This window comes from Pseudoalteromonas mucoides (genome assembly GCF_049257175.1).
GTDB lineage: Bacteria > Pseudomonadota > Gammaproteobacteria > Enterobacterales > Alteromonadaceae > Pseudoalteromonas.
The window spans coordinates 184,019-198,866 of the sequence record NZ_JBMMUC010000008.1 but is presented as its reverse complement, the minus strand read 5'-3'; the positions used below and the strand labels follow the sequence as shown (position 1 = coordinate 198,866).

Genomic DNA, 14,848 nt, shown 5'->3' with positions numbered 1-14,848 from the left:
CTTGGTGACAATAGCGTTTTGGACCCACCTGACCCCATGCCGAACTCAGTAGTGAAACGAAACAGCGCCGATGATAGTGTAGCATTTGTTATGTGAAAGTAGGTCATCGCCAGGCTCCAAATACAAGAAAGCCCGACTCATTGAGTTGGGCTTTTTTACGTTTGCAGGAAAGTGAAATAGCAAGCGAGTTAGCGAGAGTAAAGCTAGCGAGTAGCACAGCGTCAATTCATACACCGTAGCGTGGGTTGAGTATTTGATACCCACAGATAAAAGAACGCCCCGGCCGATGATAGTGTAGCATTTGTTATGCGACTCTTTACAGCTGTAGCCACGAGGTCATCCTACTGCGTAGCGCACCATGGCTCCAAATACAAGAAAGCCCGACTCATTGAGTCGGGCTTTTTTACGTTTGCAGGAAAGTGAAATAGCAAGCGAGTTAGCGAGAGTAAAGCTAGCGAGTTGCACAGCGTCAACCTATACACCGTAACGTGGGTTGAGTATTTGATACCCACGGATAAAAGAACGCTACGACCACCTTTAAAAAATCTTGCCTCTTTTAATGGCCTGTATTTTAATCTTGAAAAACTCACACTCTTTATAAGTGAATGCAAAATCGCACTCTTTATCAGAAATAGGCAAGCTCAAAACTCATCTTTTTTAAACATTAAAAAACCGCTTAACAGCGGCTTTATAAGTTTAAGTGGGTGCTTTTATTTATAACCGTTGGGGTTATTGTGTTGCCAGCGCCAGGTATCTTGCATCATAGTATCAATGCCTCGCTCTGCTTGCCAGCCAAGCTCTTCTGACGCTTTTTCTGGCGCAGCAAAACATGCTGCGATATCACCTGGTCTGCGTGGTGATACTTGGTAAGGAATTTCCTTATCACAGGCTTTACTAAAAGCATTGATCATTTCAAGCACTGAGTAGCCATTGCCTGTGCCAAGGTTATACACATGTGCACCAGTATCTTGATTGATCTTATTGAGTGCTTTTAAGTGGCCAAGAGCTAAATCTACAACATGAATGTAATCCCGAACGCCGGTTCCGTCAATTGTATTGTAGTCATCCCCGAACACACCTAATTGTTTTAGCTTACCTACTGCCACTTGTGAGATATAAGGTAGTAGGTTGTTTGGAATACCATTTGGATCTTCACCGATTAAGCCTGATTCGTGAGCACCCACAGGGTTAAAATAACGTAATATTGCAAAAGCAAAGCGCTCATCTGATTTAGCGATGTCTTGTAACATCATTTCAACCATTAGCTTAGATGTGCCATAAGGGTTTGTAGTGCCGCCTACAGGGAAATCTTCTCTGATAGGCAAACTTGCTGGATCACCATACACAGTAGCTGATGAGCTAAAAACAAGTTTAAATACGCCTGCATCTCGCATCGCATCTACTAACGTGAGAGTTCCTTGCACATTATTTTGATAATATTCAATTGGCTTTGCAACTGACTCACCAACGGCTTTAAGCCCTGCAAAATGTATTACACTATCAATATCATGCTTATTAAAAACATTATCTAGAAACTTTTTATCAATAATGTCGCCTTGATAAAATTGAGTACTTTTACCCGTAATTGTTTTTACTCGGTTGAGCGACTCGAGCGAAGAGTTACTCAAATTATCAATCACAACAACATCACTATTTTGTGCCAATAACTCAACTACTGTGTGCGAACCTATATATCCTGCACCACCTGTTACTAAAATTGTCATGAAATCTCCATATATAAGGTGAATTAAGCTAATTTCACCATAGATTACCTGTTATTACATGTTTTAAATTTATTATTTTTATTATAGACGTTTGTGGCTGTCTTTTTGATTACATATTTTATATAAATGATAACAATGATGGATAAAAGGATTAAGCTATAGTTAAGTTGTAGTTGCTATTATTTTAATTAAAGTTACCCCGAGTGTTATTGGAGAATAAAATATGAATACATTAAAAAAAATTGCTGTGGCAATGATTATTCTAGTTCCTGCCTTTGCACATGCTGGGGAGGCCACAGTTAAGTGGCATGATTTTAATGATTACCGAGATGTACGTCCTTCGAATGATACCAAAGGTTCTTATCATAAGCGTATAGCTTCAAACTTTGAAAAGCACTTCAATAAATTAGCTGAAAAGTTACCACAAGGGTATAAGTTTAATGTAGAAGTAATTGAACTGGATTTGGCAGGTGATGTTCGCTTTGGCGGTATGAATGAGCTCAGAATTATTAAGCCTATATATTTTCCCCGTATTGAATTTAACTATTCTGTGACGGATAAAGACGGTCAAACTATAAGTGAAAATGAACAAGTCTCATTAAAAGATATGGGCTTTATGGATCGAATTAAGATGGGCCGTGATGAAGAGTTTTATTATGATAAACGCTTGATTACAGACTGGTTTGATAAAGAGCTAATGCCTATAGTAACCCCGCAATAATAATGTCTAAGGCGCTGACTTATTTAAGTGAGCGCCTTTACATTACTTAAATGTTGCTAATAACTGTAATAATTGTTGTAGTTTAAGTACTGTTGATTTTAGTTTTTCTTCATTTAAACCATCAGAGCTTAAACTCTCTACATCTGCAGCGACGTCTAATACGTAAGGTTTAAATCTTTTTGCTTCAAAGTTAAATCCAGCATCTGCTGGGAATAGTGCTTTGAATTTTCCATGACCTTGTTGTTGAAGATCATCTAACTTTTTATCAGCATCAAGTGCTTGACGGTAAACAATTTTTAAGTTGGCGTTGAGTTGCTCGATAATTGAATCCATTTTTTTCCTAAAGCTTTAGACTGCAATGCCGATATAGTACGTGGATTGTAATTAAAAGTCAGGTATTGAACTATGAATATATCAGGTGGAAACTTACCAGCTATGAGTGGCGCCGGTGAAAGTGCAGAAGTGTATAGTGCAGCGCTTGCCAAAAAGCAACAGCAAGCGGATGGTGCAGCTGCTCTAGCACTAATTGAAGGTGCTGCTTCGTCTAGCGTTGCACAAACCCCCGCCAAATCTGTTACGGCTACGCTAGGCAATAACGTAAACGTTTACGTTTAAATCAATTTGAGATCTATGGGGGTTTTGCTTTGCTGACCACCAATTTCTCGAACGAGCTTAGGAACTAAAAATCCTGGCAATGCAATAAGCATATCTGCCATTATTTTACGTGCTTGTTGCTCTGCAATATCAAAATGACTAGCGCCAGCTACTTTATCTAATAGATAAAGATAGTAAGGCAATATGTCTGCATCAAATAATGCTTCACTCAACGCAATTTGTGCTGAGCTAGAATCGTTCACTTCTTTTAAGATTACAGCTTGATTTAATAATGTTACACCTGCCTTTTTTAATTGCTGCATAGCGCTTTTAAAATCATCATCTATCTCATTGGCATGATTTATATGATTGATAAATACGATTTTAAGAGGGGAGTCTGCTAACCGTTGGCACAGTTCATTGGTAATACGCGCTGGGATCACGACGGGAAGGCGGCTATGAATACGCATGCGCTTAATTTGCGGTAGTTTTTCTAGTTCATCCATAAACCAACTAATAGCATCATCTTTAGCCATCAGCGGATCGCCGCCACTGAGAATAACCTCGTTGATATTATTGTCTGATTGTATATATTCAAGTGCATCAAGTAAGCTGCGTTTGTTTAACTGATTCTCTTGATAGGGAAAGTGGCGCCGAAAGCAATACCTGCAATTGACCGCACAACCCGTCTTAAACATAACAAGAACTCTGGACTTATATTTATGGAGTAAGCCTGTCTGTGTATTGTCTTGCTCTTCTAGCGGATCATTACTAAAACCGGTTTTTTCAATAAACTCTTGATGACGAGGCATGACTTGCAGCAAAAGTGGGTCGTTTATATCACCATAGCGCATTTTTTTTATAAAAGGGACGGGTACGCGCACAGGGAATAAACTGCGAGCTTTTATGTCCTTTTCATGTACTTGGCTTGATAGCCCGACCATTTCTAGTAAGGTTTTTGGGCAAGTAACTACATTAGCTAATTCTTTTTGCCAGTTTTTATGCAAATTTGCTTCATTTCTTTGTATCATTGGTAAGTAGATTACTCGAAAAATTATTAGACAGAGGAAACGATGGCGAATTATAGCACTAATGAGTTCAAGGGCGGCCTAAAAATTATGATGGACGGCGAACCTTGCAGTATTTTAGAAAATGAAATGGTAAAACCTGGTAAAGGCCAAGCGTTTAACCGTGTTCGTATCCGCAAGCTTATCTCTGGCAAAGTGCTTGAAAAAACATTTAAATCAGGCGAATCAGTTGAAGGTGCTGATGTAATGGATACTGATCTTGCTTATCTTTATACCGATGGTGAGTTTTGGCATTTCATGAACAACGAAACGTTTGAGCAAATTGCTGCGGATGAAAAAGCGCTAGGTGATACAGTTAAATGGCTCGTTGAAAATGATGTTTGTACTATTACATTATGGAACGGCAGCCCAATCGCTGTAACACCGCCTAACTTTGTTGAGCTTGAGATCACAGAAACAGATCCAGGTCTAAAAGGTGACACTGCGGGTACTGGTGGTAAGCCAGCTACATTAAGCACAGGTGCTGTAGTACGTGTTCCTTTGTTTGTACAAATTGGCGAAGTGATTAAAGTAGACACTCGTAGCGGTGAATACGTAGGCCGTGTTAAGTAAGCACAACACTGTTTAATAGAATCCCGGCTTAAGGCTGGGATTTTTTTTGGAGAAAATATGTCAGCAGATCTTTGGGAGCCAAGTGCGCAGGTTGCAACCTTGCAGCAACGTGCCGGAATTTTGCGGATTATTCGCGAGTTTTTTTATCAGCGTAATGTAATGGAAGTAGAAACGCCTAGTTTAAGTGCAGCAAGTGTAACGGATATTCATCTAGCTAGCTTTAAAACTCATTTTGTTGGCCCAGGTCATGCTGCTGGACTAGATTTATACCTACAAACATCGCCTGAGTTTGCGATGAAACGGCTATTAGCGGCTGATAGCGGGGCTATTTATCAAATCTGTAAAGCATTTAGAAATGAGGAGGCAGGAAAGCATCATAATCCCGAGTTTACTATGTTGGAATGGTACCGCCCTGGCTTTGATGAGTTTGCATTAATGGATGAAATAGATGAGTTGATGCAGTTAGTTCTCGATGTGCAACCCGCTGAACGCTTAACCTATCAAGGTGCATTTGAGCACGTACTAGGCCTTGACCCTTTGACAGCCTCTCTGGAGCAGTTACAACAACTTGCTATTGAACATGGTTTTGCTGATATTGCTGCAGATGAGTCTCACCGTGATACATTATTGCAATTGCTATTCTGCATGAAAGTTGAGCCGGTGATAGGCCAAGATAGGCCTTGTTTTATTTACCATTTCCCGGCCTCTCAAGCAGCTCTAGCAAGTATTTGTAGTCATGATGAGCGCGTCGCTGGGCGATTTGAGCTTTATTATCAACACATGGAGCTGGCAAACGGCTTTAATGAGCTTACAGACGCTCAGGAGCAAGTGAAAAGGTTTAAGGATGATAATGCCTATCGTAAAAGCAATAACCTAAACGAGGTACCCATAGACTTGCGATTAATTAACGCGTTAGAGCATGGTTTACCACAATGTGCAGGTGTAGCACTTGGTATTGATAGGTTAGTGATGCTAGCAACGCAAAAACAAACAATAAAAGAAGTCATCGCATTTGATGTTGATAGGGCCTAGAAGGTTTAAGGCTCAAGGCTCAAGGTTCAAGGAAAGGCAAAAGTAGTTTAACTTTTACCTTTAAACTTGTTCCTTGAGACTCATTTCTACAATTCGTAAATAAATGTCACACCTGCAACCATTGGCTCACCAAATTGTGTATAGGTGTGCGTTTGCCAACCGTCAGTAGGATCGTTACCAAATTCAAATCCGCGAGTTGGTACTTCTTCATCAAATACGTTTCGTGCCCACGCACGAATTGACCACATATCCGCCTCGTATCCGGCAGTGAAATTAACTAAGTTAACACTAGGTGCTTGCGAGTTATGACTATCAGAGAAGTAGTAATCATCTTTACCTTCAACACCTATAGTCGCAAATAACTCGTTGGTGAAGTTATAACGCGCAGTAAATGCGTATTGATATTTAGGTGATTGTGCTTGCTCTCGGCCATCTTGATCTATAGGAGGAGAATACAGGCTTGTTCTAGCAATATAGTCATTAATCCTTGTATCTAAATAACCAGCGCTACCAGTAATAAATAAGTCATCAGTTAATTGATAACTACCTTCAATTTCAAGGCCGTAATTTTCACCTGAACCTGCATTATCAAAATACCCAGTGAATTTTTGATCTTCTATCAACCATGACTTCAGTTGCATGTCTTCACGGTACATATAAAATGCGGCTAAACGCAATACAAACTTGTCGTCGAGCGAACTCCCTTTAACGCCAAACTCCCCATTCCATAAATACTCGGGTTCAAAAGTTGTGTGTTGCTCAAAGAAGTCTGCACCAAGACCAAAATCTTGTGCTTTGGCTAGAGCCTCAGAATTAATACCACCCGCTTTGTAGCCACGGGTTAAACTAGTGTAAATCATTGTACGGTCAATCACTTGGTATTCAAGAGCTATTTTTCCACCTACCATAATATCGTCGGTATCAACAATAAACCCGTTACTATCGGTGTAATCTCCTAGATATTGTTCAATACGTAGCCCAGTGATTAAAGTAGTCTTGTTACCAATTGGGGTGGCTAATTGACCATATATAGCAGTGTTTGTCGTTTCATAAGTCGATGTTAATGGTGTGGAATATTGACGCTCTAAATCAACATCTCGACCTTGGTAATAAAGCCCTGTTACCCAGTTACCGCCTTTACCATTAAATTGCAGCTCAGCGGCTTGGTCTTGACGATCTCTAAAATAGGCATCGGTTGAACTGTAACTCTGTGGGTGAAGGCCAGCAGCGCAAAGTTCAGGTTTGTTTATATCGTTACATACCCAATCTTCATCAAAGCTATACACTAAATCACTATCAATACCGGAAAGGTTTAAGCTGATATCAAATAAATCAAAGCCAGTGTAAATATTGGCAAGGCCTACAGCAATACTCTCTTGATTATCTTGGCCTGGCTCATCAGCTACGCTATTACGACTGTTATCGAGGGTAAATGCATCATAGCCGTTATTTATATCGATATAATGTACGCTTAGCTCTGAGCGTAAATGATCTGTAAGTTGGCTATGCAGTTTAAAGCGGCCAACCATTTCATCTTGTTGCTGTGTTGGTCTATCTAGGTATAAGTTATCTTGATAACCGTCAGATTCACGTTGATAAATGCTACCACGTATAGCGGTGCTATCAGTGATACCGATACCTGCGGCAACACCTGCTTCATAACTGTTGTAGTTACCGGCGCCGAGTTGCACTTTTACACTTGGATCAAAAGTAGGGTCGGCTGATTCCATCTGAATCATACCAGCCATACCATCTGCGCCAAAACGCGTCCCCTGCGGGCCACGGTAAATTTCAATTTGGTCTACGTCGAATAGCAGCGAACTAGCGCCAAGGCCTGAATAATTGATACCGTCAATAACTAAGCCAACAGATGGGTTGATAGGATCAACGAACTGAGAGCGCATACCCACTCCACGAATTTGAATATAACGTCCGCGAGATGCCCCTGCCGAAAAATTCACATTGGCGGCACTAGCAAGCATTTCATCTAAAAATGTTGCACCACGTTCATTAATTTCGTGCTCACTAAATAAACTTGCACTGGCGCTGAGGGTTTGAATACTTTCTTTTTGGAAATCCCCAGTAACGAGTATTTTTTCAAGATCAGTATCTTCAGCAAGCGCTGAAGCGCTAACAAGAGGAAGTAGCGCGGCAGTAATTAAAGACAGACGTAGTTTCATTCGGTTTCTTAACTCCATTTCAGGGACGTGCATGATAACAACTATTCTCATTAAAGTCGTGATACCAGCTGTATAAATATGCTATAAACGCGCACAGTATACATAATTAGGAATATTAATATGACCTTTAAAGTTGACTTTAAAGTACGTGATTATGAATGTGACCTACAAGGTATTGTAAATAACAGTGTTTATTTTAATTACCTGGAACATGCACGTCATGAGTTCTTACATGCCAATGGTATTGATTTTGCTAAGCTTGCTCGAGAGAAAATAAACCTTGTGGTCATGCGCAGTGAAATGGATTACAAACAATCACTGGTGCCTGGTGATGAGTTTTATGTCGCCGTGGAGCCTGAGCGTATTAGTCGCTTAAAGTTTGGTTTTCGTCAAACTGTAATACGTAAACATGATGAAAAAGTAATGCTTAAAGCGTTGGTTATTGGTACTTCTGTTAATGAACAAGGTCGCCCTTTTTTACCAAAGGAAATTGATAATTTATTTCAAACCTCATAAATACGCTTTGATGTTGAAGTTTTATTACTATCTTAGAACAATTTTTTACATTAAAAACATGCATTATTAACGGTATCTGTGGTTAATTATTGCTATTATGTCCCGATTGAGTTTTAGGTTAGTAATTACATGAAATTAGCAGCAATACCGATGCTTATTATCGGTTTTTGTATTGGCTGCTCATCGACAGGGACAGTCACCAGTGAGCAATTAAAATACACTAAGTGGCAACTATCACGAGTAGATGGTTTAGCAATTCCTGCGTCTTATAGCGCATCGCTAAGCTTTATTGAAGCATTGCAAGTTAATGGTTTTGCTGGTTGTAATAAGTTTTTTGGTGAAGGTGATTTAACTAATAATCAGTTAAGCATTAATAAACTTGGCATGACTAGAAAGTCATGTGGCGAGCAGCTAGATCAATTTGAGCAACAGCTATTGGACTCACTAAAGCAAGGTGCTCAAATTCAGTTGCAATCGCAACAGCTAATTTTAAATGGCGAGCAAACATTTGCGTTTATTCCTGCAAGCTAACCCCTTGCAGGAAAACTGCAACTAACGTACACTCGTCAGCGAACAATATATAGAATTTTTACTTGTCGGAGTGCCTTGGGTATCAACTCAAAGGCTGAGATCGCGAAAGCGGGATCCGTGAACCTGATCAGGCTAACACCTGCGTAGGGAACAAGCTGCCTAAAACGGTGCTTGTGCGCCATTTTGGGCCATAAGTACTGTGGCTGCCAAGGTTGGTAGTACATGAATAATACCAATCTACGATCCATGTAGCAGTTGCTACTCTCTATTGCGTTTGCAATATCTGACAAGACAACCCTTTTAGCAATGAGGTAAGTCATGTCAAACACATCAAATAAACCGTCTCGCCGCGAAACCCGTGCGGCCGCATCAGATTATATTTATAACCTTACTGGGCAACCATTTCCAAGTTCTCATAAAGTGTACGTTGAAGGTACGCAAGAAAATGTACGCGTGGGTATGCGTGAGATTACCCTTAGCGACACTTTTGTTGGCGGTACAGATGAAAACCCAATCTATGAACCGAATGAACCGCTACGTGTATATGATACATCAGGCCCTTATACCGATCCTGAGTTTACGCTCGATGTACGTAAAGGCTTAGATAAATACCGCGAACAATGGATTGAAAGCCGCAACGATACTGAAATTTTAGAATCAGTGACCTCACAATTTTCACAGCAACGTATGGCTGATGAAGGCCTTGATCATATTCGTTTTGAACACTTACCGAAAATTCGTCGTGCTAAAGCGGGCAAAAACGTCACGCAAATGCATTATGCGCGCCAAGGTATTATCACGCCTGAAATGGAATACGTGGCAGTACGTGAAAATATGGGCCGGGCAGAAATTCGTAAAGAACTATTGGCTGAGCAGCACAAGGGCGAGTCATTCGGAGCGAGTATCCCTGAGTTTATTACCCCTGAATTTGTTCGTGATGAAATCGCTAGAGGCCGCGCAATACTGCCTAACAATATTAATCACCCAGAAACAGAACCAATGATTGTAGGTCGTAACTTTCTAGTCAAAGTAAACGCCAATATTGGTAACTCATCGGTCAGCTCTTCTATCGAAGAAGAAGTTGAAAAAATGGTATGGTCAACTCGTTGGGGCGCCGACACTGTAATGGATTTATCAACTGGGCGCTATATTCATGAGACGCGAGAGTGGGTAGTACGTAACTCACCAGTGCCAATCGGTACTGTGCCAATTTACCAAGCCCTTGAAAAAGTAAATGGCGTAGCAGAGGATTTAACTTGGGAAATATTCCGCGATACCTTGATTGAACAAGCTGAACAAGGCGTTGATTATTTTACTATTCACGCAGGTGTACTACTTCGGTATGTACCAATGACGGCTAAACGAGTTACAGGGATTGTGTCACGCGGTGGTTCAATCATGGCTAAATGGTGTTTAGCGCACCATAAAGAAAACTTCCTTTACACTCACTTTGAAGATATCTGCGAAATTTTAAAACAATACGATGTATGCTTTTCACTTGGTGATGGCTTGCGTCCAGGCTCAATTGCAGATGCTAACGATGAAGCGCAATTTAGTGAGCTACGTACATTAGGCGAGCTTACTAAAATAGCGTGGAAACACGATGTACAGGTATTTATTGAAGGCCCGGGCCATGTGCCAATGCACATGATCAAAGACAATATGGAAGAGCAGCTTAAGCACTGTGACGAAGCGCCATTTTATACATTAGGTCCATTAACAACAGACATCGCCCCAGGGTATGACCATATTACGTCGGGTATTGGTGCGGCGCAAATTGCTTGGTATGGCTGTGCTATGTTGTGTTACGTAACACCAAAAGAGCACTTAGGCTTACCAAATAAAGAAGACGTAAAAGAAGGCTTGATTACCTATAAAATTGCTGCCCATGCTGCGGATTTAGCCAAAGGTCACCCAGGCGCTCAAGAGCGTGATAATGCGTTATCAAAAGCGCGCTTTGAGTTCCGCTGGCATGATCAATTCAATATTGGCTTAGATCCTGAGCGTGCGCGTGAATATCATGACGAAACCTTACCGCAAGAATCTGGCAAAGTAGCGCATTTTTGTTCTATGTGTGGGCCAAAATTCTGCTCAATGAAAATCACCCAAGAAGTGCGTGAATATGCCAAAGACCTAGAAGCTAGGGGTATAGATCCTAACAACGTGGGAGATGCCATTGAAATCAAAATGGTCGATGTAGAGGCTGAAATGAAAGCGAAGTCTGAAGAGTTTAAGCAAACCGGCTCAGAGATTTATCATAAAGCGGTATAAGTAAAAAGTTAGCGAGTTAGAAAGTTAGCGAGTGAACCGCTCGCTAACTTTACTCTCGCAACTCGTAACTGAATTAAGGTTATTATGTCTTACAACATTGCGGTGGTGGGGTTTGGCTTAACAGGGCGCTTGGCGGCGCTTGAATTGAGCTTAGCGCATAATGTAACGGTTTATGAGGTTGATGACGCACAGGCACGCAATAGTGCTGGGCGTGTTGCCGCAGCCATGCTTGCGCCTTTAGCTGAATCAGTATTGTGTGAACAAGACTTGGCGCTCATGGGGCTTGACTCAATAAACCGCTGGCCGGCAATTCTAGCACAGCTTAATGAACCCGTGTTTTTTCAGCAGCAAGGCACGCTGGTGGTTGCTCATCACCAAGACAAAGGCGACTTACAGAGCTTTACTGAACGCTTAAAACCGTTAGCTAATCACCATGCTCAGCAATTAAGTGGTGCACATATTAGTGAGCTTGAGCCTGAATTAACTGGGCGCTTCAATCAAGGCGTATATTTACCTTGCGAAGGGCAAATAGATAATCAGGCATTTTATCAAGCAAGCTTTAATACACTTAAAGCACGTGCTCTACAGTTTAATTTTGGCAAAAATATCAATACCGCTTGTGAGCAGCTACAGCAGTCATATGATTACATTATTGATTGCAGAGGCTTAGGTGCTAAAAGTGCACAGTGCAAGTTGCGTGGTGTTCGTGGTGAAGTGATTCGTTTACATGCGCCTGAGGTCAATCTTACGCGCCCTGTGCGGTTAATGCACCCGCGATATCCACTGTATATTGCGCCTAAACCAAATCATGAATACGTGATTGGCGCAACCGAAATAGAATCGCAAGATAATGGCCCCGCAACAGTACGCTCAACTCTTGAGTTGTTATCGGCGGCGTATACCGTGCATAGTGGTTTTGCTGAAGCACGTATTATCAATATTCAAACAGGCTTACGCCCCGCATTTAGTGATAATCGCCCACAGGTAAAGCGCCAAGGTAAGGTGGTAAGTATTAATGGTTTGTACCGACATGGCTACTTACTTGCACCAAGCTTAGTGGCTGAAGCAGTTGCGTTAATTAAATAGGTAAAAAATGAAGATTACAATTAATGGCCAGTCGTTTGAAACTAAAAATCAAACGACACTAGCTAAAGTACTTGCAGAGTTTGGTGCTAAAGAACCCTTTGCTGTAGCGTTAAATGGCGGTTTTATTCCACGTAAAAACACTGATGAAATTGTAATAACGCAAGGCGATAGCATCGAGCTGCTCTCGCCAATCCAAGGGGGTTAGTATGAGTGTTCCAGCCACTGATAGCTTCAGTATTTATGGCGAACAAATAACCAGTCGTTTATTAATTGGTTCTGCGCTTTATCCGTCTCCTGCGATTATGGCCGATTCAATTAAGGCCTCAGGCGCACAAGTGGTTACTGTCTCACTGAGACGTCAACAAAGTGCATCCGCTGGGGATGACTTTTGGCAGTTAATAAAAGACACTGGTTTAAAAATACTCCCTAATACCGCAGGGTGCCACAGTGTCAAAGAAGCGGTGACACTGGCACAAATGTGTCGTGAAGTATTTGCGACTGACTGGATAAAGCTCGAACTGATTGGGGACGAATATAACCTTCAGCCAGACCCATTTGCTTTGCTAGAGGCAACAAAAATACTGATGGATGATGGTTTTAAAGTGTTGCCTTATTGCACTGATGATTTAGTGCTTTGCCAGCGCCTAGCAGATGTTGGCTGCGAAGTGTTGATGCCGTGGGGAGCGCCAATAGGCACGGGTAAAGGGTTATTAAACCAATATAATTTAAAAACAATTCGTGAGCGCTTACCAGAGCTAACATTGATTGTTGATGCAGGCCTTGGTTTGCCTTCTCATGCTTGCCAAGCACTTGAACTTGGTTATGATGCGGTATTATTAAATTCGGCTATTGCAGGGGCGGGTTGCCCTGTTACCATGAGCCATGCCTTTAAAGCGGCGGTCGATGCTGGGCGTTTTGCTTATAAAGCCAAAGCAATGCCAGAAAAAGACGTTGCCGCGCCATCAACACCCACGATGGGGATGCCTTTTTGGCATCAAACGTAATAAATTAGGAAGTCATAATGAATCAAGTTGTTTGGACAATTGCAGGCTCAGACTCTGGCGGCGGTGCAGGTATTCAAGCTGATATAAAAGCCATGCAAAGTTTTGGCGTACATGGCTGCACAGCCATTACTGCACTCACGGCACAAAACAGTTTAGGTGTTGAGGCATTAAACCCTATATCAACTGAGGTGATTGAATCACAGCTACTTGCTTTGGCTAGTGACATGAAAGCGAGCGTGATTAAAATAGGCATGCTCGCCAACGTTCAGCAAATACAGTTAATTAGTGAGCATATTAAGCATTATAAAGCCACATGGCCAATACCTCCTTTAGTGGTTTACGACCCCGTCGCTATTGCCAGTAGTGGTGACTTACTCACAGAAGAAGATACCGTTAGCGCAATTAAAGAATGTTTATTGCCGCTGGTGGATGTGATCACTCCAAATACGCACGAAACCCAGTTATTAACGGGAGTTTACTTAATTGGCCCAAGTGCGGTTATTGAAGCCGCTGAAAAGCTGCAAAGCTGGGGCGCAAAAGCTGTGGTGATCAAAGGTGGACATTGGGATTACCCAAGTGGCTACTGCATAGATTATTGCCGCGAAAATGGCACTGATGGCACAAATGAATATTGGCTAGGCAATGAAAAAATAGCTACACCGCATAGCCATGGCACAGGATGTAGTATGGCGTCTGTTATTGCGGCGTGTTTAGCAAAAGAGTATCCACTTAAAGATGCATTTATTTTAGCAAAAGCGTATATCAACCAAGGGTTAAAAGCGGCTGTGCGTTATGGCGAAGGCATTGGCCCTGTTGCACAAACTAGCTTCCCACAAAATATTGTCGATTACCCTCAAGTGATTGAAGCGGGAAGCTGGCTCGGCGATGAGTTAGATTTTGATGCACCGAATGAGTTTACTATGGCCGCTAACTTCGCAGTGTGTGAAAATAAGCAACTTGGCTTATACGCGGTCGTTGACTCTGTTGATTGGCTAGACAAATGCTTAGCGCAAGGTATTAAAACCGTGCAGTTACGTATCAAAGAGGGTAGTGAAAGTGAGCTTGATGAAGCTGTTGCAGCTGCCGTTATGCTTGGCCAAAAATATCAAGGTAACGTGTATATAAACGATCATTGGCAACTTGCAATTAAACACGGTGCTTACGGTGTACATTTAGGTCAAGAAGATTTACTTGAAGCCAATTTAGTCGCTATTAAAGAGGCTGGTTTGCGTTTAGGGCTTTCAACCCATGGCTTTTATGAAATGATCCGCGCTCATAATTATCGCCCAAGTTATATGGCATTTGGCGCCATCTACCCAACCACCACCAAGGATATGACAGGACAAATTCAAGGTCTCGAAAAGCTCAAACATTTTGTGCCATTAATGCAAAATTACCCGACTGTCGCGATTGGTGGAATAGACTTAGCACGCGCAAGTGAAGTGGCGGCAACCGGCGTTGGTAGTGTAGCCGTGGTGCGAGCCATTACCGAAGCTGATGATTATCAACAAGCCATTGCAGATTTACAAAGTGTCATAGGTCATTAAAT

At 41.7% G+C, this 14,848-nt stretch carries 15 protein-coding genes, 1 rRNA gene and 1 riboswitch; of the genes, 12 read left to right on the top strand and 4 right to left on the bottom strand.

Going from position 1 to position 14,848, the window contains the following annotated elements; genetic code table 11:
* Positions 1 to 115: ribosomal RNA gene (gene rrf / locus AAEU30_RS11105) — 5S ribosomal RNA — on the top strand.
* Positions 116 to 710: 595 nt separating this feature from the next.
* Here the strand turns inward: rrf and galE are convergent.
* A complete protein-coding gene (gene galE / locus AAEU30_RS11100) occupies positions 711 to 1,724 on the bottom strand; it encodes a UDP-glucose 4-epimerase GalE (protein ID WP_421960561.1) in 1,014 nt (337 codons plus the stop codon).
* Between the two features lie 223 nt (positions 1,725 to 1,947).
* Between galE and AAEU30_RS11095 the strand changes: the two genes are divergently transcribed.
* On the top strand, positions 1,948 to 2,445 hold the full coding sequence (locus tag AAEU30_RS11095) for a DUF3016 domain-containing protein (protein ID WP_421960560.1): 498 nt from the start codon (positions 1,948 to 1,950) through the stop codon (positions 2,443 to 2,445).
* Positions 2,446 to 2,487: 42 nt separating this feature from the next.
* Here the strand turns inward: AAEU30_RS11095 and AAEU30_RS11090 are convergent, their stop codons facing one another.
* Positions 2,488 to 2,778 (bottom strand): prephenate dehydrogenase, encoded by a 291-nt coding sequence (locus AAEU30_RS11090; RefSeq protein WP_421960559.1) that lies wholly within the window; start codon positions 2,776 to 2,778, stop codon positions 2,488 to 2,490.
* Between the two features lie 72 nt (positions 2,779 to 2,850).
* On the opposite strand from AAEU30_RS11090, the gene AAEU30_RS11085 reads away from it, so the two are divergent.
* Positions 2,851 to 3,060, top strand: a complete 210-nt coding sequence (locus tag AAEU30_RS11085; RefSeq protein ID WP_421960558.1) for a hypothetical protein — start codon at positions 2,851 to 2,853, stop codon at positions 3,058 to 3,060.
* Here the strand turns inward: AAEU30_RS11085 and epmB are convergent.
* Positions 3,057 to 4,070: an EF-P beta-lysylation protein EpmB gene (gene epmB, locus AAEU30_RS11080; protein ID WP_421960557.1), complete on the bottom strand. Its 1,014-nt coding sequence runs from the start codon at positions 4,068 to 4,070 to the stop codon at positions 3,057 to 3,059. The two genes, AAEU30_RS11085 and epmB, sit on opposite strands and share 4 nt — an antisense overlap.
* A 42-nt stretch (positions 4,071 to 4,112) precedes the next feature.
* Here epmB and efp point away from each other — a divergent pair, with 42 nt between their 5' ends.
* Complete coding sequence (efp, locus tag AAEU30_RS11075) at positions 4,113 to 4,679, top strand: elongation factor P (RefSeq protein ID WP_421960556.1); 567 nt, start codon at positions 4,113 to 4,115, stop codon at positions 4,677 to 4,679.
* A gap of 57 nt (positions 4,680 to 4,736) precedes the next feature.
* A complete protein-coding gene (gene epmA, locus AAEU30_RS11070) occupies positions 4,737 to 5,711 on the top strand; it encodes an elongation factor P--(R)-beta-lysine ligase (protein ID WP_421960555.1) in 975 nt (324 codons plus the stop codon).
* A gap of 86 nt (positions 5,712 to 5,797) precedes the next feature.
* On the opposite strand, the gene AAEU30_RS11065 is transcribed toward epmA, so the two are convergent.
* Positions 5,798 to 7,891, bottom strand: coding sequence for a TonB-dependent receptor (locus tag AAEU30_RS11065; protein ID WP_421960554.1), 2,094 nt, complete (start codon positions 7,889 to 7,891; stop codon positions 5,798 to 5,800).
* 120 nt (positions 7,892 to 8,011) lie between these two features.
* Between AAEU30_RS11065 and AAEU30_RS11060 the strand changes: the two genes are divergently transcribed.
* The 7 genes from AAEU30_RS11060 to thiE all read left to right on the top strand — a co-directional run bounded on the left by AAEU30_RS11060 (position 8,012) and on the right by thiE (position 14,846).
* Positions 8,012 to 8,407 (top strand): acyl-CoA thioesterase, encoded by a 396-nt coding sequence (locus AAEU30_RS11060; RefSeq protein ID WP_421960553.1) that lies wholly within the window; start codon positions 8,012 to 8,014, stop codon positions 8,405 to 8,407.
* A 129-nt stretch (positions 8,408 to 8,536) separates the two neighbouring features.
* Positions 8,537 to 8,938, top strand: a complete 402-nt coding sequence (locus tag AAEU30_RS11055) for an META domain-containing protein (protein WP_254911264.1) — start codon at positions 8,537 to 8,539, stop codon at positions 8,936 to 8,938.
* Positions 8,939 to 8,994: 56 nt separating this feature from the next.
* Positions 8,995 to 9,105, top strand: a riboswitch (TPP riboswitch).
* A 151-nt stretch (positions 9,106 to 9,256) separates the two neighbouring features.
* Positions 9,257 to 11,209, top strand: coding sequence for a phosphomethylpyrimidine synthase ThiC (gene thiC, locus AAEU30_RS11050; protein ID WP_421960552.1), 1,953 nt, complete (start codon positions 9,257 to 9,259; stop codon positions 11,207 to 11,209).
* An 84-nt stretch (positions 11,210 to 11,293) separates the two neighbouring features.
* A complete protein-coding gene (locus tag AAEU30_RS11045; RefSeq protein WP_421960551.1) occupies positions 11,294 to 12,295 on the top strand; it encodes an FAD-dependent oxidoreductase in 1,002 nt (333 codons plus the stop codon).
* A 7-nt stretch (positions 12,296 to 12,302) separates the two neighbouring features.
* Positions 12,303 to 12,500: a sulfur carrier protein ThiS gene (gene thiS, locus AAEU30_RS11040; RefSeq protein WP_421960550.1), complete on the top strand. Its 198-nt coding sequence runs from the start codon at positions 12,303 to 12,305 to the stop codon at positions 12,498 to 12,500.
* A 1-nt stretch (position 12,501) separates the two neighbouring features.
* Complete coding sequence (locus AAEU30_RS11035) at positions 12,502 to 13,299, top strand: thiazole synthase (protein ID WP_421960549.1); 798 nt, start codon at positions 12,502 to 12,504, stop codon at positions 13,297 to 13,299.
* A 17-nt stretch (positions 13,300 to 13,316) separates the two neighbouring features.
* Positions 13,317 to 14,846, top strand: coding sequence for a thiamine phosphate synthase (thiE, locus tag AAEU30_RS11030; RefSeq protein WP_421960548.1), 1,530 nt, complete (start codon positions 13,317 to 13,319; stop codon positions 14,844 to 14,846).
* The last annotated feature ends 2 nt before the right edge of the window (positions 14,847 to 14,848 follow it).